This is a genomic window from Novosphingobium sp. NBM11, assembly GCF_015390225.1.
Classification (GTDB): domain Bacteria; phylum Pseudomonadota; class Alphaproteobacteria; order Sphingomonadales; family Sphingomonadaceae; genus Novosphingobium.
Genome location: NZ_VUOG01000001.1, coordinates 3,943,325 through 3,967,132 on the forward strand (window position 1 = coordinate 3,943,325; position 23,808 = coordinate 3,967,132).

23 protein-coding genes, 1 tRNA gene and 4 pseudogenes are annotated in these 23,808 nt (G+C 66.9%); 21 read left to right on the forward strand and 7 right to left on the reverse strand.

Going from position 1 to position 23,808, the window contains the following annotated elements:
• Positions 1-43: 43 nt before the first annotated feature.
• The 5 genes and pseudogenes from trpC to F1640_RS19095 all read right to left on the reverse strand — a co-directional run bounded on the left by trpC (position 44) and on the right by F1640_RS19095 (position 6,055).
• Entirely contained in the window at positions 44-832 is a 789-nt protein-coding gene (gene trpC, locus F1640_RS19075) for an indole-3-glycerol phosphate synthase TrpC (protein ID WP_194920759.1), read from the reverse strand.
• A 149-nt stretch (positions 833-981) separates the two neighbouring features.
• Positions 982-1,975, reverse strand: a pseudogene (gene trpD, locus F1640_RS19080) (anthranilate phosphoribosyltransferase).
• Positions 1,972-2,556, reverse strand: coding sequence for an aminodeoxychorismate/anthranilate synthase component II (locus F1640_RS19085; protein WP_194920761.1), 585 nt, complete (start codon positions 2,554-2,556; stop codon positions 1,972-1,974). The pseudogene trpD and the gene F1640_RS19085 overlap by 4 nt, the downstream one beginning before the upstream one ends.
• A 9-nt stretch (positions 2,557-2,565) precedes the next feature.
• Complete coding sequence (trpE, locus tag F1640_RS19090; RefSeq protein ID WP_194920763.1) at positions 2,566-4,116, reverse strand: anthranilate synthase component I; 1,551 nt, start codon at positions 4,114-4,116, stop codon at positions 2,566-2,568.
• Between the two features lie 4 nt (positions 4,117-4,120).
• Positions 4,121-6,055: a peptidylprolyl isomerase gene (locus F1640_RS19095; protein ID WP_194920765.1), complete on the reverse strand. Its 1,935-nt coding sequence runs from the start codon at positions 6,053-6,055 to the stop codon at positions 4,121-4,123.
• Positions 6,056-6,413: 358 nt separating this feature from the next.
• On the opposite strand from F1640_RS19095, the gene tpiA reads away from it, so the two are divergent.
• The 4 genes from tpiA to F1640_RS19115 all read left to right on the forward strand — a co-directional run bounded on the left by tpiA (position 6,414) and on the right by F1640_RS19115 (position 10,354).
• Positions 6,414-7,184 carry a triose-phosphate isomerase gene (tpiA, locus tag F1640_RS19100; protein WP_124807472.1) on the forward strand — a complete coding sequence of 257 codons (771 nt, stop codon included), beginning with the start codon at positions 6,414-6,416 and terminating at the stop codon, positions 7,182-7,184.
• Between the two features lie 82 nt (positions 7,185-7,266).
• Positions 7,267-7,674, forward strand: coding sequence for a preprotein translocase subunit SecG (secG, locus tag F1640_RS19105; protein WP_124807471.1), 408 nt, complete (start codon positions 7,267-7,269; stop codon positions 7,672-7,674).
• A 195-nt stretch (positions 7,675-7,869) separates the two neighbouring features.
• On the forward strand, positions 7,870-9,501 hold the full coding sequence (locus F1640_RS19110) for a CTP synthase (RefSeq protein WP_194920766.1): 1,632 nt from the start codon (positions 7,870-7,872) through the stop codon (positions 9,499-9,501).
• A gap of 148 nt (positions 9,502-9,649) precedes the next feature.
• The gene (locus F1640_RS19115; RefSeq protein ID WP_124807469.1) at positions 9,650-10,354 is read left to right on the forward strand and encodes a Crp/Fnr family transcriptional regulator; all 705 of its coding nucleotides are present in this window, start codon (positions 9,650-9,652) and stop codon (positions 10,352-10,354) included.
• Between the two features lie 71 nt (positions 10,355-10,425).
• On the opposite strand, the gene F1640_RS19120 is transcribed toward F1640_RS19115, so the two are convergent.
• Positions 10,426-10,887 (reverse strand): Hsp20 family protein, encoded by a 462-nt coding sequence (locus F1640_RS19120; RefSeq protein ID WP_124807468.1) that lies wholly within the window; start codon positions 10,885-10,887, stop codon positions 10,426-10,428.
• 211 nt (positions 10,888-11,098) lie between these two features.
• Between F1640_RS19120 and grxC the strand changes: the two genes are divergently transcribed.
• From grxC to F1640_RS19180, 12 genes and pseudogenes are all read left to right on the forward strand, one after another.
• Positions 11,099-11,365 carry a glutaredoxin 3 gene (gene grxC, locus F1640_RS19125; protein WP_194920768.1) on the forward strand — a complete coding sequence of 89 codons (267 nt, stop codon included), beginning with the start codon at positions 11,099-11,101 and terminating at the stop codon, positions 11,363-11,365.
• 3 nt (positions 11,366-11,368) lie between these two features.
• Positions 11,369-12,235 carry a carbon-nitrogen hydrolase family protein gene (locus F1640_RS19130; RefSeq protein ID WP_125955418.1) on the forward strand — a complete coding sequence of 289 codons (867 nt, stop codon included), beginning with the start codon at positions 11,369-11,371 and terminating at the stop codon, positions 12,233-12,235.
• A gap of 49 nt (positions 12,236-12,284) precedes the next feature.
• On the forward strand, positions 12,285-12,806 hold the full coding sequence (locus F1640_RS19135) for a DUF1178 family protein (protein WP_125955419.1): 522 nt from the start codon (positions 12,285-12,287) through the stop codon (positions 12,804-12,806).
• Positions 12,807-12,888: 82 nt separating this feature from the next.
• A tRNA-Arg gene (locus F1640_RS19140) sits at positions 12,889-12,965 on the forward strand.
• 170 nt (positions 12,966-13,135) lie between these two features.
• Positions 13,136-13,342, forward strand: coding sequence for a cold-shock protein (locus tag F1640_RS19145; protein WP_124807464.1), 207 nt, complete (start codon positions 13,136-13,138; stop codon positions 13,340-13,342).
• 4 nt (positions 13,343-13,346) lie between these two features.
• A complete protein-coding gene (gene infA, locus F1640_RS19150; RefSeq protein ID WP_124807463.1) occupies positions 13,347-13,598 on the forward strand; it encodes a translation initiation factor IF-1 in 252 nt (83 codons plus the stop codon).
• Between the two features lie 61 nt (positions 13,599-13,659).
• Positions 13,660-13,812 (forward strand): hypothetical protein, encoded by a 153-nt coding sequence (locus F1640_RS19155; RefSeq protein WP_194920769.1) that lies wholly within the window; start codon positions 13,660-13,662, stop codon positions 13,810-13,812.
• A 102-nt stretch (positions 13,813-13,914) separates the two neighbouring features.
• Positions 13,915-14,226, forward strand: coding sequence for a septum formation initiator family protein (locus F1640_RS19160; RefSeq protein ID WP_124807462.1), 312 nt, complete (start codon positions 13,915-13,917; stop codon positions 14,224-14,226).
• A 215-nt stretch (positions 14,227-14,441) separates the two neighbouring features.
• A pseudogene (gene folE, locus F1640_RS19165) lies at positions 14,442-15,052 on the forward strand (GTP cyclohydrolase I FolE).
• A gap of 33 nt (positions 15,053-15,085) precedes the next feature.
• A complete protein-coding gene (locus F1640_RS19170; protein WP_194920771.1) occupies positions 15,086-15,514 on the forward strand; it encodes a PaaI family thioesterase in 429 nt (142 codons plus the stop codon).
• A gap of 116 nt (positions 15,515-15,630) precedes the next feature.
• Positions 15,631-16,095, forward strand: coding sequence for a hypothetical protein (locus F1640_RS19175; RefSeq protein ID WP_125955421.1), 465 nt, complete (start codon positions 15,631-15,633; stop codon positions 16,093-16,095).
• Positions 16,095-16,814, forward strand: coding sequence for a TorF family putative porin (locus F1640_RS19180; protein WP_194920775.1), 720 nt, complete (start codon positions 16,095-16,097; stop codon positions 16,812-16,814). The genes F1640_RS19175 and F1640_RS19180 overlap by 1 nt, the downstream gene beginning before the upstream one ends.
• A 68-nt stretch (positions 16,815-16,882) precedes the next feature.
• On the opposite strand, the gene F1640_RS19185 is transcribed toward F1640_RS19180, so the two are convergent.
• The gene (locus tag F1640_RS19185; protein WP_124807457.1) at positions 16,883-17,362 is read right to left on the reverse strand and encodes a peroxiredoxin; all 480 of its coding nucleotides are present in this window, start codon (positions 17,360-17,362) and stop codon (positions 16,883-16,885) included.
• Between the two features lie 323 nt (positions 17,363-17,685).
• On the opposite strand from F1640_RS19185, the pseudogene ahcY reads away from it, so the two are divergent.
• From ahcY to F1640_RS19210, 5 genes and pseudogenes are all read left to right on the forward strand, one after another.
• Positions 17,686-19,096 (forward strand): annotated as a pseudogene (ahcY, locus tag F1640_RS19190) (adenosylhomocysteinase).
• Between the two features lie 188 nt (positions 19,097-19,284).
• A pseudogene (locus F1640_RS19195) lies at positions 19,285-21,636 on the forward strand (PAS-domain containing protein).
• Positions 21,633-22,088, forward strand: a complete 456-nt coding sequence (gene tsaE / locus F1640_RS19200) for a tRNA (adenosine(37)-N6)-threonylcarbamoyltransferase complex ATPase subunit type 1 TsaE (protein ID WP_194920785.1) — start codon at positions 21,633-21,635, stop codon at positions 22,086-22,088. The pseudogene F1640_RS19195 and the gene tsaE overlap by 4 nt, the downstream one beginning before the upstream one ends.
• A complete protein-coding gene (locus tag F1640_RS19205) occupies positions 22,079-23,074 on the forward strand; it encodes an aminoglycoside phosphotransferase family protein (protein ID WP_194920791.1) in 996 nt (331 codons plus the stop codon). Before tsaE ends, F1640_RS19205 begins: the two co-directional genes overlap by 10 nt.
• Positions 23,071-23,793, forward strand: coding sequence for a nucleotidyltransferase family protein (locus F1640_RS19210; RefSeq protein WP_194920792.1), 723 nt, complete (start codon positions 23,071-23,073; stop codon positions 23,791-23,793). The genes F1640_RS19205 and F1640_RS19210 overlap by 4 nt, the downstream gene beginning before the upstream one ends.
• Positions 23,794-23,808: the final 15 nt, after the last annotated feature.

A 23,808-nucleotide genomic window follows, 5' to 3' on the forward strand; every position in this document is an offset into this window, starting at 1 on the left:
GGACGCGAGGTATGGTGAAAATGGACCGATGCGGAGCGGCGGATCAGCCCTGGAGCAGGGCCTTTACCGCCGCCGTGACATCCGCCTGGCGCATCAGGCTTTCGCCGACCAGGAAGGTGCGTGCGCCGCACTTTTCGAGCCGCTGGAGATCGGCATGGGTATTGATGCCGCTTTCGCTGACCAGCAGCGTGCCTTCCGGCGCCAGTGGCGCGAGCCGTTCGGTGATGGCGATATCGGTGACGAAGCGCTTGAGATCGCGGTTGTTGACGCCGATCAGGCGCGAACGCAACCGCGCGGCGCGCTCCATTTCCGCCTCGTTATGGACTTCCACCAGCACGTCCATGCCGTGGTCGATCGCGGCGGCCTCGATCTCGGCCATGGCACCGTCGTCCAGCGCGGCGACGATGATCAGGATGGCGTCGGCCCCGATCGCGCGGGCTTCTGTGACCTGCCAGGGATCGACCATGAAATCCTTGCGCAACACCGGCAGCGCGCAGGCGGCACGGGCGGCGATCAGGAAATCCTCGTGCCCCTGGAAATAGGGTGCGTCGGTCAGGATCGAAAGACAGGTCGCGCCCCCGGCTTCATACTGCCGCGCGTGTTCGGCGGGCTGGAAATCGGCGCGGATCAGGCCCTTGGACGGGCTCGCCTTCTTGATCTCCGCGATCAGCGCGTAGCCAGCGGCCGCTCTCGCGCGCAAGGCCGCCTCGAACCCGCGCGGGGCGCTCTGCCCGGCGGCGCGCGCGGACAGGTCGGCCAGCGAGGTGGCGGCCTTGCGGTCGGCGACTTCGCTGCGCTTGGTGTCGCAGATCTCGGTGAGCTTGTCGGTCATCGCGGCGCTTTAGCGGGACTGCGCGGGGCGAGTCGAGAGGGTGGTGCGGTGTGTCTCGACTTCGCTCGACACGAACGGGGACAGGGTGTCCTTCAACCTCCGTTCGTGTCGAGCGAAGTCGAGACACCAGCGCGCACGCAATCCCGGCTCTAGCGCAGCGCCACGATCCAGCAATCGAGCAGGGCCTTGGCCAGCCCCTTGTCGATCGCCTCGGCCGCTTCCTCCACGCCTTCGTGCCAGTCGCGCGCTTCGCCCGCGACCATCAGCGCGGCGGCGGCGTTGAGGAGGACGGCGTCGCGATAAGCGCCGGGTTCGCCCAGCAGCAGGCGGCGCAGGGCTTCGGCGTTATGCGCGGGATCGCCGCCCCGGATTGCCTCGATCGGTGCGGTGGGCAGATCGGCATCGGACGGCGCGACGCGGCGCATCACGATCTCCGCGCCGGTCACGTCGGCCAGTTCGTTGCCACCGGCGAGCGAGAGTTCGTCCAGCCCCTCGTCGCCCGAGACGACAAAGGAACGCGCGGTGCCGAGCCGGGCCAGCGCATCGGCATAGATCGGCACATAGGCGGGCCGGGCGATACCCACCAGCTGGCGCGAGACCTGCGCCGGATTGGCGAGCGGCCCCATCAGGTTGAAGATCGTGCGCCGGCCGATCGCCTTGCGGATCGGCATGATGCGGCCCATCGCCGGGTGGTGGCGCGCGGCGAAGAGGAAGCCGATGCCGATGTCCGCCAGCGTTTCTTCCGCCGTTTCGGCGGCGCGATCGAGGTTGAGGCCCAGCGCTTCGAGCGTGTCGGCCGCGCCGGCCTTGGAACTGGCGGCACGGTTGCCGTGCTTGGCCACGGGCACGCCGCAGGCCGCGACGACCAGGCTGACGGCGGTGGAAACGTTGAGCGTATGGTGCCCGTCGCCGCCGGTGCCGCAGACGTCGATGGCGTTGGCGGGGGCCTGCACCGGGGATCATCCGCGCGCGCATCGCCCGCGCCGCGCCGGCAATCTCGCTCGCCGTCTCGCCCCGCTCCGACAGCGCGACGAGGAAGGCGGCGATCGCGTCGTCTGGAACCGAGCCATCGAGAATCGCGGCGAAGGCCCGCTCGGCGGTGTCCTCGTCGAGCGGGTGGTCGACCGGCGGCAGCGCGGTCACGCCGGGACTTTCGCGTCCACGCCGCACAGCCGAAGGAAGTTCGCCAGCATGGCGTGGCCGTGTTCGGTGGCAATCGATTCCGGGTGGAACTGCACGCCGTGGATCGGCAGCTCGCGATGGCGGAAGCCCATGACGTGCGTATCGTCCGAGGTGGCGTTGACCGCCAGCACATCGGGAATGTCGGTCACGATCAGCGAGTGATAGCGTGTGGCGGTGAAGGGCGAGGGGATGCCGGCGAACATGCCGGTGCCGTCATGCGTGACGGGCGAGGTCTTGCCGTGCATCAGCCCGCCGCGCACCACCTGCCCGCCGAAATACTGCCCGATCGACTGGTGGCCCAGGCACACGCCCAGCAGCGGTACGCCCGCGTCCGCCGCCGCGCCCACCAGATCGAGGCTGATCCCGGCCTCGTTGGGCGTGCAGGGACCGGGCGAGATCAGGAACCCCCGCGCGCCAGAGGATATCGCCTGCCCGGCGGACAGCGCATCGTTGCGGACGACATCCACTTCCGCGCCCATCTCCATCAGGTAGTGGACGAGGTTCCAGGTGAAGCTGTCGTAATTATCGATGACGAGGATCATGATGGGGTCCTACTGCCCGAAGCCCGGATCGCTGGCCACGCGGATCGCCTCGCGCGCGGCGGCGAAGAGGGCGCCGGACTTGTGTTCGCATTCGCGCTGTTCGTAGACGGGATCGCTGTCGGCGACGATGCCCGCGCCGGCCTGGACGTGGAGCACGCCGTCCTTGATCACGCCGGTCCTCAGCACGATGCAGCTATCCACCGAGCCGTCGGGTGCGAAATAGCCGACGCCGCCGGCATAGGCGCCGCGCGTTTCGGGTTCGAGTTCGGCGATGATCTCGCAGGCGCGGACCTTGGGCGCGCCGCTGACCGTGCCCGCCGGGAAGCCCGCGAACAGCGCATCGACCGAATCCGCGCGCTGGGTATCTAGTTCGCCCACCACGTTCGAGACGATGTGCATGACGTGGCTGTAGCGTTCGATCGTGTAGCTTTCGGTGACCTTGACCGTGCCCGCCTTGGCCACGCGGCCCACGTCGTTGCGGCCGAGGTCGAGCAGCATGAGGTGTTCGGCGCGTTCCTTGGGATCAGCCAGCAGGCTTTCCTCGTTGGCGCGGTCCTCCTCCGCCGTCTTGCCGCGCGGGCGGGTGCCGGCGATGGGGCGGATGGTGACTTCGCCATCGCGGATGCGGACGAGGATTTCCGGGCTGGAGCCGGTGAGCGCGAAGCCCGGCAAGTCGAGGAAATAGAGGAACGGCGAAGGGTTGATCCGGCGCAGCGCCCGGTAAAGCGCGATCGGCGGCAACGGGAAGGGCGCGCTGAAGCGCTGCGCCAGCACCACCTGGAAGATGTCGCCCGCCTCGATGTATTCCTTGGCCCGGCCGACCATGCGGGCATAGTCTTCGGGCGCCATCGCCGGAGCAAGCGCAACGTCCACCGGCGCATCGAGCCGCGCGTCCTGCGGCGCGGGGCGGGCGAGGCGGCGCAGCGCTTCGTCGATGCGCTCGCCCGCCGTTTCCAGCGCCTGCGCCGGTGTGCCACCGCCGGCCCAGACCGGGGCGATGGCGAACAGTTCGTCCGAAAGGCGATCGAACACCAGCACCACGGTCGGCCGCACGAACAGCATGTCGGGCTGGACCAGCGGGCTTTGCGGTGCGCGCGGCAGCTTTTCGACCAGGCCGATGGTCTCGTAGCCGAAATAGCCGACCAGACAGGCCAGCGCCGAAGGCAGCGCCGACGGCACGTCGATATGGCAGGCCTTCACCAGTGCGCGCAGTTCGGTCAGGCTGTCACCCGGCAGCGGGGCGAAAGCTTCGCGATCGTGCCGCCACGCGCGGTTGACCTCGGCCGCGCGGCCGGTGGCACGGAACACGAGATCGGGGTCCAGCCCCAGCAGGCTGTAGCGCCCGCGCACTTCGCCGCCCTGCACGGATTCGAGCAGGAAATCGCCGCGCCCCGGTTCGATCAGCTTCAGCGCGGCCCCGATGGGCGTTTCGGTATCGGCGATCAGGCGCCGCCAGATGAGCGCGGGGCGACCGTCGGCGAGCGCGGCGTGCGCCGCGTCCCAGTTTTCGGGCCGTCCGGTCCGGGCCGGCGCGTTCTCGATCACCGCCGCATCGACCATGGGCTTACTGGCCCCCGGTCAACTGCTTGCGCAGGGCCGCGATCGCGGTTTCGTTGCGCTTCACGCCGATCTCGTTGCGAATGGCGGTGCGCAGTTCGTCGGCCAGCTCGCGCCCGGCCGCCGCGCCCAGCTCGCGCTGGATGGTGGGCAGCATGGGATCGTTGGCGGCGACCTGGCCGGGGATGATGTCGTTCAGCGTGACGATGAACCATCCCTGCTTGCCCGGCGCTTCCAGCCGCTTGCTGGTCTTCTTCGCCATGCTGAACATCAGGGCCAGCGGCGCGGGCACGCGACCACCGGCGGCTGCCAGCTGCTGGCGCTCCATGTTCACGGCCTGCGGGGCGGGCAGGGCCACGCCCAGCGTTTTCAGCGCATCGGCGAGCGAGGTGCCCTTGGCGAGCGCGGCCATGATCTTGTCGCTGGCGATCTTGGCCTGGGCGGAACCCTGATCGGCGGCGTAATCACGCGCGACCACGTCTTTGATCTGCGCGAGCGGAGCGGGCGCGGCCTCGGTGATCTCGCCCACGTCGAACAGCGCGAATTTCGTGCTGCCTGGCACTTCGGAAATCTGCGGTTCGCCTTCGCGCTCCATCGAGAACGCCGCCGCAAGCAGCGGCGCGACGTCCGCCGGGGCCTTTTCGGCGGGCTTGCCGAAGACCTGCCCGGTGGCGAGGAGCGGCGCGGTGGTCTGGACGGTGAGGCCCATCGACTTGGCGACGTCGGCAAGGCTGGTGCCGTTTTCGAACTGCTGCTCGATCTTGGCGGACATGTCGGTCAGCGCCGCCCGGCGCTTTTCGAGCGTCATCGCCGCGACGATTTCCGCCCTGGCCTGATCCAGCGTCTTGCCCGGTTTGCGGGTGATCGCATCCACGCGGATGACGTGCCAGCCGATCGGGCTGCGCGCGGGGGCTGCAACCTGGCCCTGGGCCGTGGCGAACACGGCGGCCGCCACTGCCTCCGACGCCTGCGAGGACAGGGCCTCGCGCGTCAGGTCGGGCAGCTTCGTGGCGCCCAGGCCCTTTTCCTTGGCGGCGGCTTCGATCGACTTGCCGCCGCCCACTTCCGCGGCCAGCGCGCGCGCGGCCGCATCGGTGGGGACGATAACCTGCGTGACGGTGCGGGTTTCGGAAGCGGCATAGGTCGCCGCGTTGAGCTTGTAGCGTTCCGCGACTTCGGCATCGCTGGGCGCGGGCACGCTCTTGAGCGCGGCTTCATCGAGGAAGGCATAGCGCACGGTGCGGCGTTCGGGCTGGCGATAGCGGCCCAGGTTGGCCTTGTAGAAGGCATCGAGCTGCTGGTCGGAAGCCGGCTGTTTCGGCGCGAAGGCCAGCGACGGGATCGTGGCGATCACGCCATCGCGGCGTTCCTTGATCTGCGCGGCATAGCGCAGCGCGGCATCGCGCGGCATCGTCGCGCCGAACCCGGCGGGCACCAGGATCTGGCGGGCAACAAGGCCCTGGCCGATATCGTTGCGCACGCCGGCTTCGGTCAGGCCGCGCTGGGCAATGAGCTGCTTGTAGGTGGTCTGGCTGAACTTGCCGTCCGGCCCCTGAAACGCGGAAATCTTGGCGATTTCGCTGTCGACGAGCCGGCTGCTGGCGACGATGCCGTACTTCTTGCCCCATTCGAGCATGGCGGTGCGATCGACCATGCCGGAAAGGGCGTCGTCCAGCGCGCCCTGCTCCAGGAAGTCCTTCATCGTCAGCGTGGGCGTCTGCTGCCGTTCGGATTCGAACGCGCGGGTTACGGTCTTGCCCAGATCGCCGATGCCGATGCGATCGCCGCCGACGGAGGCCGCGCGATCGCCGCCCGCTACGCCGCCAAACCGGCTGCCGGTGATGTCCGCGCCGGCGAAAGCCAGGGCGATCAGCGCCAGGAACACCAGCGCCAGAATCACGCCGAGGCGCGATTTGAGGAAGGAACGGAAAAAGCCGAGCATCGGGGGCAATCGCCTATCTTGTAACTTCGGTTCAACACGTTGCCCGCGCCGCGGCGACCGGCCAAAGCCGGGGCGCACGCTACACGCGCGAACGAGGGGCCTTGCCTTAGGGACCAAACGCGAATCCTGCAATGGTCGCGCTCGGGGCCGCGCTCGGGGCCACCCTGCGGCCACGCTCTGCGGCGGCATGGCGCGGCGCAAAACGCTTTCGCCCGGGCAGAGAACGCTTTCCCCCGTATTGTGAGGAACCGTTTTGCATTCTTATGCGCGGTTTGTTAGCCGCGCGGCGATTCAGTCCGCCTCGCTTACGTTCAGGAGGCGCGAATCCGAGTTTTGCTAGGGGGACCAGTCGAAGCCTATGACTCATCGGCCTTTCATCGTTGGCAACTGGAAGATGAACGGTACGCGCGCCATGCTGGCCGAAGCCCGTGCCATCGACCGTGCCGCCGAACGCTTTCCCGATGTGCAGGTTGCGCTTGCGCCGCCGTTCACGCTGATCAACACGCTGCGCGAGGCGGTGAGCGCGATGAATGTCGGCGGGCAGGATTGCCACGCCGAAGTGAAGGGCGCGCATACGGGCGACGTCTCCGCCGCGATGCTGGCGGACATCGGCGCCGATTTCGTGATTCTGGGGCACAGTGAACGCCGGCGCGATCACGGCGAGACCGATGCCGCCGTGCGTGCCAAGGCCGATGCCGCGCTGACGGCCGGGCTGGCGATCATCGTTTGCGTGGGCGAAACGCTGGAAGAGCGCGACGCGGGCAAGGCCGAAGCGGTGGTTTCCGGTCAGGTTTCGGCGTCTTTGCCGGTGGGCGACGAAGCGCAGGCCGCCGCTGCGGCGGGCAAGATCGCCGTCGCCTATGAACCGGTATGGGCGATCGGTACCGGCCGCGTGGCGGCGGTGGAAGACGTGGTCGCGATGCACGCCGCCGTGCGCGCGCGGCTCAACGCGGCCTATGGCGAGGCGGCGGACAAGGTGCGCATTCTCTATGGCGGCTCGGTCAACGCCGGCAACGCGGCCGATCTGCTGTCGGCGGCCGACGTGGGTGGCGCGCTGGTGGGCGGAGCGAGCCTGACGGCGGAAGCGTTCCTGCCGATCATCGCCGCCGCGGGGTCGGGCGAAGCCTGAGCGCCAGCCGGGCCTCAGCCGGTGCCTTGCCATCGGCGGGTTCGCGGCCTACATGCGCCCCAATCGTTTCAGGCAGAACATCATGTCGCTTTTCATTTTCCTTACCGTCGTGCAGGCGCTGGTCGCGGCCGCGCTGGTCGGTGTCATCCTGATCCAGAAGTCCGAAGGTGGCGGCCTGGGCGTTGGCGGAAGCCCTTCGGGCTTCATGTCGGCGCGCGGCGCGGCGGATTTCCTGACGCGCGCGACGACGGTGCTTGCCACGGCGTTCGTGGTGCTGAGCATCGCGCTTGCCGCGCTGGCGGTGAAGACCAGCTCGGGCAGCACGATCGACACTTCGCTTGACCGTTCGGTTCCGGCGCCCAAGGCTGATCCGCTGGCGCCGGCGCAAGGCCAGCAGCCGAGCCAGCAGCCCGCGGCGCCCGTTCAGGGCAGCGCGCCCGCGCCCGCGGCGGTTCCGGCCGACCCGCTCAAGGGTGCCGCGAAGCAGTAACCGTTACCCGGCAATAGAGCGCGCACCGATCCCGCATCCTTTTCCGGGCTTGCGGGGCGGGCGCTTTGCTTGTTGCCGATCGACCGTTTCAGCGGCCACATAAGGGCCGCAATCATCCAGCTTGTGGATTGCCGGAGCAATTTCTCCGGTAACCGCTTGCGTCCATTCAACCTCTGACGCTAAGGCCCGACTCCCATGGCGCGGTACATATTTATCACCGGCGGCGTGGTCTCCTCGCTCGGCAAAGGTCTCATGGCGGCAAGCCTCGCCGCGCTGTTGCAGGCGCGCGGCTATCGCGTGCGAATCCGCAAGTTCGATCCCTATCTCAACGTCGATCCGGGCACGATGAGCCCGTACCAGCACGGCGAGGTCTATGTGACCGACGACGGCGCGGAAACCGACCTCGATCTGGGACACTACGAGCGCTTCACCGGCGTGTCCGCGCGCCAGGCAGACAACATCACGTCGGGCCGCATCTACCGAGACATCATCGCCAAGGAGCGCCGGGGCGATTACCTGGGCGCCACGGTGCAGGTGATCCCGCACGTAACCGACGCGATCAAGGACTTCGCGCAGACCGAAACCGAGGACCTCGATTTCGTATTGTGCGAGATCGGCGGCACGGTGGGCGACATCGAGGGGCTGCCGTTCATCGAGGCGCTGCGCCAGCTCCACAACGAGCTGGACCGCGACCAGACCTGTTTCGTCCACGTCACGCTGGTGCCCTATATCGCGGCCGCCGGCGAGCTGAAGACCAAGCCTACCCAGCATTCGGTGCGCGAGCTGACCGGGCTGGGCATCCAGCCTGACATCCTGCTGTGCCGTTGCGAAAAGCCGCTGCCCGAAGGCGAGCGCGCCAAGATCGCGCAGTTCTGCAATGTGCGCAAATCGGCGGTGATCCCGGCGCTGGACGCGTCGAGCATCTATGCGGTACCGCTGCAGTACCATGCCGAGGGGCTGGACGCCGAAGTGCTGCGCCACTTCGGCCTGACCGCGCCGGAGCCGGACCTTACCCGCTGGGACGATATCGTCGACCGCCACCAGAACCCCGAGGGCGAGGTGACGATCGGCGTCGTAGGCAAGTACGTTGGGCTGCAGGACGCCTACAAGTCGCTGAACGAGGCGCTGGTCCACGGTGGCATGGCCAACCGCGTCAAGGTGAACATCAAGTGGCTCGACGCCGAACTGTTCGAGAAGGACGACAGCGAGATCGCCGCGCATCTGGAGCCGATGCACGGCATCCTGGTGCCGGGTGGCTTCGGCGAGCGCGGCACCGAGGGGAAGATCGCGTCCGTCCGCTTCGCGCGCGAACGCAACGTGCCGTTCTTCGGCATCTGCCTGGGCATGCAGATGGCCTGCATCGAAGGCGCGCGCAACACCGCCGGCATCGCCGCCGCGTCGTCCACCGAGTTCGGCCCGACCGACGAGCCGGTGGTGGGCATCATCACCGAATGGATGACGCCCGAAGGGCTCGAAAAGCGTCAGGCGGGCGGTGACCTTGGCGGCACGATGCGGCTGGGCGCCTATGAGGCAAGGCTCGACGGAAACAGCCATGTCGCGCAGATCTACGGTGCGACGACGATCAGCGAGCGCCACCGCCACCGTTACGAAGTGAACGGCGCCTATCGCGCGCCGCTGGAAAAGGGCGGGCTGGTATTTTCCGGCATGTCACCCGACGGACTGCTGCCCGAGATCGTCGAACGGCCGGACCACCCCTGGTTCATCGGCGTGCAGTTCCACCCCGAACTCAAGAGCCGCCCGTTCGATCCGCACCCGCTGTTCCGCGGCTTCATCGAGGCGGCGGTCAAGCAGGCCCGCCTGTTCTGAAACAGGCCGGGCCAGCGCGGCCCGGGGCGCAAATCCTCACCGTTTGTTAACTTTAGGCACTGGCCAAAGCCAGTTTCCTCTGGCTATTTGTCCGCGGTGGAGCGGATTCCCGTAATCCGTTCGGGGTATTGCTGGGGGATACTGAACGATGGACGCCGCCAAGCTTGCGGACACGCTGGCCGCGCAAAGCCTGTTCGCCGATTGCGAGCAGGCCGAGCTATCCGACATCATCCGCCGCGCGCACCTGCGCACGTTCAAGCCGGGGCAGGAACTGATGGCGCAGGGGGAGGAGGGCGATACGCTCTTCATCATCCTCAAGGGGCTTGCGCGCGTCAGCATGGTGGCCGCGAACGGCCGGGAAATCATCCTCGACTATGCCGAGCCAGGCCATGTGCTGGGCGAGATCGCGTTCCTCGACGGCGGGGAGCGCACTGCCAGCGTCGAGGCGATCGATCCGACCGAGGCGCTGTGCCTGAGCCGCACGGCCTTTGCCGACATCATCGATCTGCACAAGGGGCTGGCGCTGCGCCTGTTGCGCGCCATGGCTCGCCGCCTGCGCCAGAACAACGCGGTGATCGAGGCGGACCGGGCCTATACCTCCGGTCCACGGCTTGCGCGGTTCCTGCTGCGCCTGATGATGGCGGAAAACGCCAACATCGAGGAAAACGGCGCCGGCGGGAAGCTCAAGATCGCGCTGAGCCAGGGCGAACTGGGCAACTTTGCCGGCATGTCACGCGAACAGATCAACCGCCAGCTTTCGGCCTGGGCCGAAAACGGCCTGGTCGGCCTGAAGGGCGGGCGCGTGACCATTCTCGATCGGCAGGCGCTGATCGACGTGGCCGAAGCCTGGTAGAGTTTCGCCCGATTCAAAAAGGGCGGCCCCCGAAGGGACCGCCCTGATTTCACGGCACCGGATGGAAGCGATCAAGCGGCGGCGCTGGCATCGCCTTCGATCACCTTCAGCGGCTTCTGTTCGCCGATCAGCACCTTCTTGGGCTTCATCGCTTCGGGCACTTCGCGCACGAGGTCGATGGTGAGCAGCCCGTCGGCAAGGTCCGCCGCTTCCACGCGCACGAAATCGGCCAGTTCGAAGCGGCGCTCGAAGCCGCGGTTGGCGATTCCGACATGGAGGAACTGACGGTCCTCGGCATCCGGCTTGGCCCCCTTCACCACCAGCAGGTTCTGCTGGGCGGTGATGTCGATGTCTTCCGGCTTGAAGCCGGCGACGGCCAGCGTGATGCGGTAGGCATCCTCGCCACGGCGTTCGATGTTGAAGGGCGGATAGTTATCGCCGGCATTGGCGCGGGCCTGGCGTTCGAGCAGGTCGAACAGGCGATCGAAACCCACGGTGGTGCGGCGATAGGGAGTGAAATCAAAACGGTTCATGGCAATATCCTCTGTTGAGCAATCTGCACTCTTCCGCAGGAACCCGGTTCGGCGTTCCCTTGGACCTTGTGGCCATGCCCGCCAGCGCGGCGCATGACACGAAAATGGATGTGTGATAGCCCGGTTGAAATTCAAGACCCCGATGCGCATTTTCGCGTGCATGCAAACAGCGAAGGGCGCGTTCCCGGACGCGCCCGGACAAGAGGACATCATGGCCGGAACGCCCAAAGTCGATATCTACACCAAATGGGGTTGCCCCTACTGCGTGCGGGCCAAGGCGCTGCTCGAAAAGAAGGGCGTGGCCTTCGAGGAATTCGATGTGACCATGGGCGGCCCGAAGAAGCAGGAAATGCTCGCCCGCGCGCCCGCGGCAATGACGGTGCCGCAAATCTTCGTCGGCGAAACGCACGTCGGCGGCTGCGACGATCTCTATGCGCTGGATTCCGCCGAAAAGCTCGATCCCCTGCTGGGCCTCTAGGGCATGACCATGCCCGATGGTCCGGTGCGGGTTGCGCTGTTCCAGATGACCACCGGCATCGATCCCGCAGCCAATGCCGCGGCGATCGTGGATGCCGTGGGCCGCGCGGCGCACGGCGGCGCGGCAATCCTGTTCACGCCCGAAATGGCGGGCCTGCTCGACCGCGACCGCAAGCGCGCGACGCCGCATATCGTGGCGGAAGACGCCAATCCGGTGCTGGCGGCGGTGCGCGCGGCGGCGGCGCAACACGGCATCTGGGTGGCCATCGGATCGCTGGCTGTGCAGCGCGGCGGCGAAGCCATGACCGGGGAAGCCGCATCGGGCGAAGGGCGCTGGGCCAACCGTTCGTTCCTGATCGACGCCACCGGCGCGATCGTGGCGCGCTATGACAAGATCCACATGTTCGACGTCGATCTGGCCACGGGTGAAAGCTGGCGCGAATCCGCTGCCTATCGCCCCGGTGACAGCGTGGTAACGGCGGAAACGCCGATCGGCCGGCTGGGGCTGGCGATATGCTACGACGTGCGCTTTCCCGCCCTTTTCGAGCAGCTTGGCCGGAGGCAGTGCGATGTCATCGCCATCCCGGCGGCGTTCACCGTGCCCACCGGCAAGGCGCACTGGCACCTGATGCAGCGCGCCCGCGCGGTGGAAGCCAGCGCCTTCGTGATCGCCACAGCGCAGGCCGGACGGCACGAGGACGGGCGCGAGACCTACGGGCACAGCCTCGTCATCGATCCATGGGGCGAAGTGCTGCTGGACATGGGCGAGGAACCGGGCCTGGGCTTCGCCACGCTTGATCCGGCACGCATCGCCGAAGTGCGCGCGCAACTGCCCAGCCTCATCAACAAGCAGCCGATCCCGGCAGGGTGAACCGCGAGGCTCTTGCGGCGGGCCGCGAAATGCCTAAATCGGCTGTCATATGATCGTCTTTGATCTTGAGTGCCGCGATGGCGGGCATCGTTTCGAGGGCTGGTTCGGCTCGTCGGACGACTTCGCGCAGCAGCAGGCGCGGGGTCTCCTCACCTGTCCCACCTGCGGCTCCGGTGATGTCGGCAAGGCGGTGATGGCCCCGCATGTGGGGCGCAAGGGCAACCAGGTTCCGGCTCGGGTGCCGACCGACAAGGGTGCGGCCGTGGCCGCGGCGCCAGCGCCTGTAACGGCTGGCAGCTCCTCACCGCAAGTGATGGCGGGCGGAGGTCTTCCTCCCGAGGCGGTCGCCATGTTCAAGGCGCTGGCGACGATGCAGGCCGAAGCGCTCAAGTCCTCGAAATGGGTGGGCGACAGCTTCGCCGACGATGCGCGGGCGATGCACTATGGCGAAAAGGACGTGGAGGCGATCCACGGCCAGGCCACGCCCGAGGAAGCGCGTGATCTGATCGAGGAAGGGATCGAGATCGCGCCCGTGCTGTTTCCGATCGCGCCGCCCGGCGAAACCAATTGATCCCAAAGCCCGGCGCACTGAACGCAATGTTCCGTTCAAGCGCGATTGCCAGCGCGCGCGCGGCCCCCTAAAGGGAGCGCGGGCGCCCGTAGCTCAGCAGGATAGAGCACCAGATTCCTAATCTGGGGGCCACAGGTTCGAATCCTGTCGGGCGCACCACTTCCAGCGCGAACCTTGACTTTTTCCGGCAAAAGCCCTAGGTTCCTTTTGCTATCGTCGCTTTCGACGGAATTTGACGCCGGCCACGGCTCTCCTTCCTTTGTCACGCTACCGGCTCCATCCGCGCTGTTGCGGGTGGGTTTTTCGTTTTCGTGAAAAGGAAACACCCCATGCCTATCGGCACCGTCAAATTCTTCAATTCCGACAAGGGTTACGGTTTCATCGCGCCGGAAGACGGCGCGCCCGACAACTTTGTCCACATCAGCGCCGTCGAGCGTTCGGGCATGGCCACGCTGAACAAGGATCAGCGCGTCAAGTACGAGCTGGAAACCGACCGTCGCGGCAAGACGTCGGCCGTCAACCTGGAAACGGTTTGATCCCTTGGCCAAAGAGGATCTTCTGACACTCGACGGCCAGATCGATGAAATTCTCCCGGACGGCCGCTTCGGCGTCGTCCTGGAGAACGATCACCGGATCATCGCCTATACGGCGGGCAAGATGCGGAAATTCCGCATCCGCTCGATCGTGGGAGACCGGGTCAAGGTCGAAATGACGCCCTATGATCTGACCAAGGGACGCATCGTGTTCCGCGAAAAGGTCCAGAGCACGGGCGCGTTCCGCAAGCGGCGCTAACACTCAACTCAGGACGGCGCGCAATCAACGCGCAATATTGCATAACATATTCAAGGTATTCATGTTTTTTTCCAATTTGGTTTCCAGTTTTCCCCGGATGCGCAACCCGCATCCATCGATTGACCGCCATCGCGGTTTCGTACTCAGCCCCCGCCAGTCTCCGCAGCTGACCCGCCGCGAATTGCAGGCCGCGGTCATGCAGATGGTCGATTGACCTTCGTTCTTGCCGCCTGGCGCCGCTTGCGATAGCGGCGCGTCAGGCCGGTCCATTGGATTAGGGCTTGAATCCAATGGTTAAGTATGATTCTGTGACAGAATGAAGCGCCGCCGCCATAATCTGCGACTGCCCAAGGAAAGCCTGACCCAGACGGCGGCGCTGCTGGCGTTGCTGTTTCTGGGCGCCATGGGGCTGGCCGGGCCGAGCGGACTGCTCGCCTGGAGCGAGAACGCGCGGATGCTCGAACAGCGCCAGAAGGAAGTGGCGCAACTGACGGCGGAGCGCGATCATTTGCGCAACCGCGTCAACCTCCTCGATCCGCGCCACGCCGATCCTGATCTGGTGGGCGAGTTGCTGCGCAGCAACCTTAACGTCGCGCACCCTGACGAGCTGGTCATTCCGCACCAGTAATTCGCGACTTCGTTCGCCCGACGCGTGCTTGTTGACGCTTTATGCGGGGCACGCGATGCGCTCTGCGCAAACTGGCCATGCCCATGAGGGCAGCAAAGTGCCACTTGCGGGCCTGAAACCAAGTGGGCATTGCGGTTCATATCGCGAGGCACTACCCGGCGGGTAATTCCACGTGCAAAGCGACCGGAAAAGAAACCCGGCATCAGGGGAACGAAATGGCTTGCTCGACCGGCACTGACGACGAAGATCTGGCGCGCGGCAAGGAGCCGGTGCCGCAGGAGGTGCAGGAAGCTATCCGCACGCTGATCCGCTGGACCGGTGACGATCCGGCGCGCGAAGGGCTGCTCGATACGCCCAAGCGCGTGGCGCGCGCCTGGCGCGAATATTGCCAGGGCTATGCCGACGATCCGGCCATTCACCTGACGCGCCAGTTCGAGGAAGTGGGCGGCTACGACGAGATCGTGCTGCTGAAGGACATTCCCTTCCAGTCGCATTGCGAACACCACATGGCGCCGATCACCGGCAAAGCGGCGATCGCCTATCTGCCGAGCCGCAAGGTCGTGGGCATTTCAAGCTGGCACGCGTGCTACACGGCTTTGCCCAGCGCCTGCAGATCCAGGAACGGCTGACGGCGGAAGTCGCGCAATGCATCTGGGACAACCTGCATCCGCAGGGCGTGGCCGTGGTGATCGAGGCGCAGCATGGCTGCATGACTGGCCGTGGCGTGCGCACGCCGGGCGTTGGCATGGTGACCAGCCGGATGCTGGGCTGCTTCCTCGAGGATTCGCGCAGCCGCAAGGAAGTGCTTAGCCTGATGGGCTACTGATCGGGCGCGCGAACATTCCCATAAGGGCTGTCGATGGCGCAGTACAAACCCGTGATGACCGTGCCGGACCTCCAGGCCTTTTTGCTGCGTGCGTTTCCGGAGGAAGCGCACGCGCGTATCGGCGTGGTGTCAGACATTGCCCCCGGTCTGGCCCGCATGCACCTCGATCCGGGCGGAGAAAGTCTGCGGCCCGGTGATCTCGTGTCCGGACCGACACAGATGGCGCTGGCGGACGTGGCCGCCTACGCGGTGGTGCTGGCCCACATTGGACCGCAGGCTATGGCGGTCACCAGCAATCTCAATATCGCGTTCCTGCGCGGCGCTCGGCGGGCGCGGGTCATCGCGGAAGCGCGCCTGCTGAAGCTGGGCCGGCGGTTGGCGATGATCGACGTGCGGCTGTGGCAGAGTGATCCCGACGAGCCCGTCGCGCAGGCGACGGTCACTTACGCGCTGCCGGGGTAGCCCTGAGCCAGACAAAATACATTACAATTCCAGGGCTTTGCAGGTGCGTTGGGCGCACTAGGTTCATCTCCGTCACCGGCGAAAAAAGAGGCCGGGGCATTGCAGGAGACCGAACCATGAAGGCATTGTGGATCGCCGGGCTGTTGTCTGGCGTAGGGCTGGCCACGCCCGCCATAGCAACGGCACCGGCCGCGCCTGATCACGTCGAACGTATCGAGCATCGCGGCGGCACCGTCGAGGCGCGCTATCAGGTGATGACGCAAACGGTGCAGCGCCAGATCGGCGCGCCAGGACCGGGCGGGCGCATGGCCTCGCTGCGCTGTGTGTGGAGCGTCGATCTCACCGTTCGGCGCGAAGCGCGCTTGCCTTCGGGCGCGCTCGCAAGCCGGCAGCTTGAGCGGCCGCGTGTGCTCACCGGCACGCGCGCGGGATGGTGCAAGGGGCAGGAATCCGCGATCGCCGGAGAAGTGGCGCGGCGCACCGACCAGCTGCGCGCCGAAATGCTCGCCGCCGCGCGGGAAGATCGGCAGGAGGTGATCGCGGACGCCGAGCGATTGCACGCGGGGCATCGGGAAGGCTGATGGCGATCCGCGTGACGATACTGGCGGTGCCGGCCCTCATGGCTGGTGTTGCGACCGCGCAGGCGCAGGGTATGCCCTCGTTCGGCGTGGAGGCGACGACCGACGAGGTTCGTCGCGGACTGAGCTGGAGCGAGGGCAAGGCAAGCGCTTCGGCAGACGCTGCGGTTTCCCTCGCGCGTTTCGACCTGTCCGCGCGAATGGCGGCCACGCGCGGCGCGGCGCGGCATCTGGGCGCGGATGCCGTGGCCGATCTGACGCTGGCACGCCGCTGGACGATCGGCCTGTTCGATGTGAGCGCGCTGGTTTCCGGGCATCTGTTCGCAGGCGCGGCCGATGCCGCTCACTATGCCGAACTGGGGCTGGGCGCCAGCTATGCACTGGGGCCGGCGCGGATCGGGGCCGGTGCGCGCTATGCCCCGCGGCAAAGCGCGATCGGCGGCGACAACCTGTACTTCTATGGCGATGCCGCGCTGGGCATTCCGGCAACACCGTTCAGCCTTTCGGCCTCGCTCGGCCATTCACGGGGTAGCGTGCGCGATCCCGCGCGCGCGGCGCGGCTGCGACCGCACGGGGCCTATACCGACTGGCGGATCGGCGCGGACTATGCACGGGGGCCGCTGCTGGTTGGGCTGGATTATACAGGGACCGATGTGAAGGACGGAGCGCCCGGCGGGCACGCGGGCGACCGGGTGATCGGGCGCGTGCGGCTGTCGTTCTGAAGGACCCGCGTTCTAACGGTCGGCGAAGCGTCCGGCCCTTCCCGCACGGGGGAAGGGCCGGAAAGCGCTCATAGGTTTTCGAGCATGTATTCGGCCGAGCTGACCTTGAAATCGCCCGGCGCTTCGACGTGGAGCTGCTCGACCACGCCATCGTTCACCACCATCGAGAAGCGCTGGCCGCGCGTGCCAAGGCCGAAGCCCGAGCCATCCATGGTGAGGCCCACGGCCTTGGCGAAATCGCCATTGCCGTCCGCCAGCATGGTCACGTCGGGCGAGCCACTGGCCGCGCCCCACGCCTTCATCACGAAGGGATCGTTAACCGCCGTGCAGGCGATTTCATCAATGCCCTTGGCCTTGAGATCGGCGGCCTTCTCGACGAAGCCCGGCAGGTGCTTGGCCGAACATGTGGGCGTGAACGCGCCGGGAACCGAGAACAGGGCGACCTTCTTGCCCTTGAAGTAGTCGGCGCTCTGCACCGCTTCCGGGCCTTCCGCCGTGGCCTTGACCAGCTTCACGTCGGGCAGCTTTTCTCCAACCGCAATCGTCATCCCCAATATCCTTTCTTCTGGATGTGCCGCCCGGACCTGTCGGCCGGGTCTATGACAGCAGGGAGGATATAGGCCAGCCGCAAGACGGTGCAACACAAGCGCAAGCGCGGGCGAGAAATTTCGTCGGTGGGGAAGGGCATCCCGCCCGGTCCTGCGCGGTTTGCGGGTTTGCGTTCTTTCGAGACGTTAATGCAGCCATATAAAGTTTCCTTTATATTGCGTCCGCTCGTGCAAGCGGCTAAGGCGGCGGCAGACCCGCCAACCTGTCGGCCGCTATCGTGTGGTCCGGCGGGCGGGCTTGAACTCATCCAGGAGAATGCTTCGTGGCCAGCGTGCTCGATGCCGAAAAGGACTATGTGATCGCCGATATCGGGCTTGCCGACTTCGGCCGCGCGGAAATCGCGATCGCCGAAACCGAAATGCCCGGCCTGATGGCGCTGCGCCAGGAATTCGGCGCTGCACAGCCGCTCAAGGGCGCGCGCATCACCGGATCGCTGCACATGACGATCCAGACTGCCGTGCTGATCGAGACGCTCGTCGCGCTGGGCGCCGACGTGCGCTGGGCCACCTGCAACATCTTCTCGACGCAGGACCACGCCGCCGCCCGCGATCGCCGCCGCCGGCATCCCCGTGTTCGCGGTGAAGGGCGAAAGCCTGGCCGACTACTGGGATTACGTCGGTTCGATCTTTGACTGGGGTGATGACCAGACCGCCAACATGATCCTCGACGACGGCGGCGATGCCACCATGTTCGCGCTGTGGGGCGCGCGCGTCGAAGCCGGCGAAAAGCTGTTCGAGCCTTCGAACGCCGAGGAAATCGAGTTCGTCCGCGCGCTCACCGCGTTTCTCAAGAAGAAGCCCGGCTACCTCACGCAGTCGGTCAAGGCCATCAAGGGCGTTTCGGAAGAGACCACCACCGGCGTCCACCGCCTGTACCAGATCGCCAAGGACGGCAAGCTGCCGTTCCCCGCGATCAACGTGAACGATTCCGTCACCAAGTCGAAGTTCGACAACCTCTATGGCTGCAAGGAATCGCTGGTTGACGCGATCCGCCGCGCGACCGACGTGATGCTGGCCGGCAAGGTCGCCTGCGTTGCCGGCTTCGGCGATGTGGGCAAGGGCTCCGCCGCCTCGCTGCGCCAGGGCGGTGCGCGCGTGATGGTCACCGAAATCGATCCGATCTGCGCGCTGCAGGCGGCGATGGAAGGCTATGAAGTCGTCACCATGGAAGAAGCGGTCACGCGCTGCGACATCTTCGTGACGGCGACCGGCAACGAGGACGTGATCACCGCCGAGCACATGAAGGCGATGAAGCCAATGGCGATCGTCTGCAACATCGGCCATTTCGACAGCGAGATCCAGATCGCCGCGCTGTCGAACTACAAGTGGACCGAAGTGAAGCCGGGCACCGACCTGGTCGAGTTCCCGGACGGCAAGCAGATCATCGTGCTGGCCAAGGGCCGGCTGGTGAACCTGGGCTGCGCCACCGGCCACCCCAGCTTCGTCATGTCGTCCAGCTTCACCAACCAGACGCTGGCGCAGATCGAACTGTTCACCAAGTCTGACCAGTACAAGAACGATGTCTACGTGCTGCCCAAGCACCTCGACGAAAAGGTGGCCGCGCTGCACCTCGAAAAGCTGGGCGTGAAGCTGTCGAAGCTTTCGCCCAAGCAGGCGGCCTATATCGGCGTTTCGGAAGCGGGACCGTTCAAGCCGGATCATTACCGCTACTGACCCGTCGCCGCTACGGCGGCCAGGCGATTTGGAAATGCGATACGGCCCCCCAGCATGGCTGCGGGGGCCGTTTTCGTGGGAACCGCCCTTGCGGCTTCGCACGATATGGTGGCTTTCGCGGCGCTCCTCACCAGATTTGAAGTGCGTGCCGGTTGTCATCGGCGCAAGGCCCGCATAGCGAGGGGCGGATGCTTCTGAACCAGACCGTGCTGGTCATCGTGGGACTGCTGGTTGCCGCATGGACCGTTGCGGCCGGCTGGGCCGTGCTTGTCGCGCGCGGGCGGGCGCGCAAGGCCGAAGCGCATCACCGGCTGGCGCGCCGGCTGACGCGAATGGTGGACGAATCGCCCGCCCCTGCCGCTGCTGGTGCGGGCCGACGGGCGGATCGAGGGCCATCGCGGCTGGCGGGCTGGCTGGGCCTCGATGCCATGCCGGGCTATCTTTCCGAACTCGATGCCGGCGATGCCAGCGATCGCGGCCTCAACGAAGTGCAGCTTTCGCAACTGAGCGATGCCGTGCGCCGCGCGCAGAAGACCGGCGCGGCGTTCCGCATGGTGCTGACGCCGCGCGGCGGCACGCGCTGCCTGGCGGTGCGCGGGCATCTGGCGGACCCGCAGGTTTCCCCCGGCGGCTCCGCGCTCGTGTGGTTCTTCGATTTCAGCGATAGCGAGGCCGAGCTGCGCAAGCTGCGCGCGGAAGCGGCCGGCGCGCGCGCCGATTTCGCCGGCCTTTCCGGCTTGATCGAAGCGGCGCCGCTGCCGATGTGGTTTCGCGGTCCCGACATGGAATTGCGACTGGTCAACAGCGCCTATGTGAAGGCGGTGGGGGCCAAGAGCGCGGACGATGTCGTCACGCAAGGCATCGAATTGATCGAGCCGGCCGACGGGCTGACCGCGGCGCAGGTGGCGCGGCACGTGCTGGCGCGCAAGGCGCCGGTCGAACGCATCGTGTCCGCCACGATCGGCGGCCAGCGCCGCTCGGTGCGGGTCAGCGACCTGCCGCTGGGGGATGAAGGTGTCGCCGGCTATGCCGTGGACATCGAGGAACTGGAGGAACTGATGCGCCAGTTCCGCCGGTTCCGCGAAGCACAGCGCGAGATGCTGGATACGCTGTCCGCCGGCATCGCGCAGTTCGACGAGCGCCGGAACCTCGTTTTCGCCAACCAGCCGTTCCTGCGCATCTTCGGCGTGCCACAGGCGTGGGTGGCCGATACCCCGCCGTTCGACCGCGTGCTGGATCGCATCCGCGATGCCGGGCGCCTGCCCGAAGTGCGCGATTTTCCCGAATGGCGCCGCGAGCGGCAGGGCTGGTTCCTGGCGCGCGATCCCCGCGAGGAATCGTGGCATCTTCACGATGGCACGCATTTGCGCGTGGTGGGCCAGCCGATGCCTGATGGCGGGCTGCTGATGATCTTCGAGGACCGCACCGAACAGCTCCAGCTTTCGGCGACGCGCGACACGCTGCTGCGCACGCGCACGGCCACCTTCGACAACCTGTTCGAAGCGCTGGCCGTGTTCGCGCCCGATGGCCGGTTGCAGCTGTGGAACCGCCGCTTCGTGGCCGAATGGGGGCTGGAGGACAGCTTCCTCGATACCCACCCGCGCGCGGACCTGCTGCTAACCCGCATCGCCCAGCAATTGAAGCGCCCATCGCAGGTCGGCACGATCGGTCAGGTGATCCAGGCGGCGACGCTGGAGCGCCGCCAGCGCAGCGGGCGGCTGGCGCTGGCCGACGGGCGCTATCTGGAGTTCGCGGGCGTGCCGCTGCCCGATGGCAACGGACTGCTGACGGTGCTGGACATCACGGATTCGCAGAAGGCCGAAACCGCGCTGCGCGAACGCAATGCGGCGCTGGTGGAAGCCGATGCGGTGAAGACGCGCTTCATCGCCAACATGAGCTATGAATTCCGCACGCCGCTGACCTCCATCGGCGGGTTTGCCGAACTGCTGCAAAGCGGAATCGCCGGCGAACTGACGCCGCAGGGCCAGGAATACGTGGCGGCGATCCTCGCCTCGGTCGAGCGGCTGGGCGAGCAGATCGAGAACGTGCTCGACCTGTCGCAGAGCGAGGCTGGCACGCTGCCGCTGGCGCGCGATCCGGTGGAGATTTTTCCCCTGCTGACCGGCGTCGTCAAGGAACGCTCGGACCGGATTTCCGCCGCGGGCCTCTCGCTTGACTTGCGCGGCAATGCCTCGGTCGGCACGGTGACGGGCGACGCGCGGCGGCTGGCGCGGGCCTTTGGCCAACTGGTGGATAATGCCATCGCCGCCACGCCGGAGGGCGGGCGCATCCTGATCGAATGCACGCGCCAGCGCCAGGGGGTGCGGGTGGTGATCTCGGACAATGGCGGCGGCATGGAGCCGGCGGTGCTGGCGCGCGCGATGGAGGGCCTGAAGGTCACGCCCGATGGCCGCGCGGCGGAGCGGCGGCAGGGATTGGGCCTGCCGCTGGTGCGGCAACTGGTCGAAGCGCACGGCGGCACTATCGAGCTTCTGTCCGAACCGGGGCAGGGCACCGCCGCGATCGTGGACCTGCCGTGAGCGAACGCATTCCCCTGCCTGATATCGCCGCGACCGAGGCGCTGGCCGCGCGGATCGCCGGGCGGTTGCGGCCCGGCGACGTGGTGGCGCTTTCGGGCGGGCTGGGCGCGGGCAAGACCACGCTGGCGCGCGCGGTGATCGCCGCGCTGGGGCACGAGGGCGAGGTGCCTTCGCCCAGTTTCGCGATCATCGAATGCTACGATCCGCCGACGGTGCGCCTGCCGCTGGTGCACGCGGACTTCTATCGGCTGGAAGACCCTTCCGAAGTGGAGGAACTGGGGCTGGATGACTATCGCATGGGGGCGGCGATGCTGGCCGAATGGCCCGAACACGCCGGCGGCTTTGCCCACGAGCGCGGTTGCCTTTCAATCCTGTTGGAATCGGCGGAAAGCGGGCGCACGGCCATTGTCGAGCCGGGTCCGGATTGGATAGAGCGCGGATCATGGACCTGACGATACCCGATGGCGTCCCCGTTGGCGTCGAAGCGTTTCTGGCCGAAGCCGGCTGGACCGGTGCGACGATCGATCCGCTGCCCGGCGATGCCTCGTTCCGCCGCTACTTCCGCATTCGCGGCGGGGCTGGCGATGCGATGCTCATGCACGCGCCACCGCCGCAGGAAGATCCCGCGCCATTTCTGCGCGCGGCGAAGTGGCTCGATGCCAACGGGTTGCGCGCGCCGCGCATCCTGGCCGAACGGGCGGAGGAGGGCTTCGTCCTGCTCGAAGACTTCGGCGACGTGCGGATGCGCGAATATGTCGAGGCCTGGCCGCAGGACGAGGAGGCGGTCTATCGCGCCGCGATCGACGCGCTGCTCAAGGCCGGCACGCTCCCCGCCGGGCCGTTCCCGCCCTATGGCATGGCGGAGTACTTGCGCGAGACCAAGCTGTTCACCGACTGGTTCTGCCCCGCGCGCGGGCTGCAGGTCGACGCGCGCGGCTGGGCCGCGGCGTGGGAAGAGGTGCTGACGCCGCTGCTGGCCCGGCAGGGCGAGGGCGTGACGGTGCTGCGCGATTACCACGCCGAAAACATCATGCTGCTGGGCGGTACGGGCAATCAGGGTCTGCTCGATTTCCAGGACGCGCTGGCGGGCCATCCGGCCTATGACCTGGTCTCGCTGTTGCAGGACGCGCGTCGCGACGTCAGCGCCGAACTCGAAGCCGCGATGTTCGACTACTACGTCGAACAGGCGCGGCCGGGCGATGATTTCCTGGCCGATTACGCCGTGCTGGGCGCGCAGCGCAATGCCAAGATCGTGGGGATTTTCGTGCGCCTGTGGAAGCGCGACGGCAAGCCGCGCTACCTTGGCTATATCCCCCGCGTGTGGGCAATGCTCGAACGCGATCTGGCGCACCCCGCGCTGGCGCCGGTGGCGCGCTGGTTCGATGCGAATATCCCGGGCGAGGTGCGCGCGGCGGGCGGCGGGGTGTTTTTGGTATGACCAAGCCTCTCGCCAGCGATGTGGCCATGGTCATGGCCGCTGGCATCGGCAAGCGGATGCGCCCGCTGACCGCGACGCGGCCCAAGCCGCTGGTGCGCGTGGCGGGCAAGCCGCTGATCGACTACGCGCTCGACAAGCTGGAAGAAGCCGGCGTCGCGCGCGCGGTGGTCAACGTCCATTACCTGCCCGATCAGATCGAGGCCTATCTCGAACAGAGGCAGCACCCCGCGATTTCGATCTCGGACGAACGCGATGCCCTGCTGGAAACCGGCGGCGGCATGATCCGCGCCTTGCCGTTGATCGATGCCGATCCGTTTTTCTGCGTGAACAGCGACAACATCTGGCTCGATGGCCCGCGCAACGCCTTCGGCGCGTTGAGCGATGCGTGGGACCCTGAGAAGATGGACGCGCTGCTGCTGCTGGTGAACCATGCGCGCGCGTTCAACTTCCAGGGGCCGGGCGATTTCCATCTCGATCAGGAAGGGCGGATCACGCGCCGCCGGCCCGGCCGGATCGCGCCGTTCATCTACACCGGGTTGCAGATCGTGTCGCACCGCCTCCTGCGCGACGCGCCCGAGGGATCGTTCTCCACCGGCGAGCTGTGGAACCGTGCCATTGCCGAAGGGCGGCTTCATGGCGTGTCGCATACCGGGCTGTGGTACGAGGTTGGCGAGCCGCAGATGATCGCGCCGACCGAGGCCGCGCTGACCCGGATGTGACGCGGCGATGAGCGA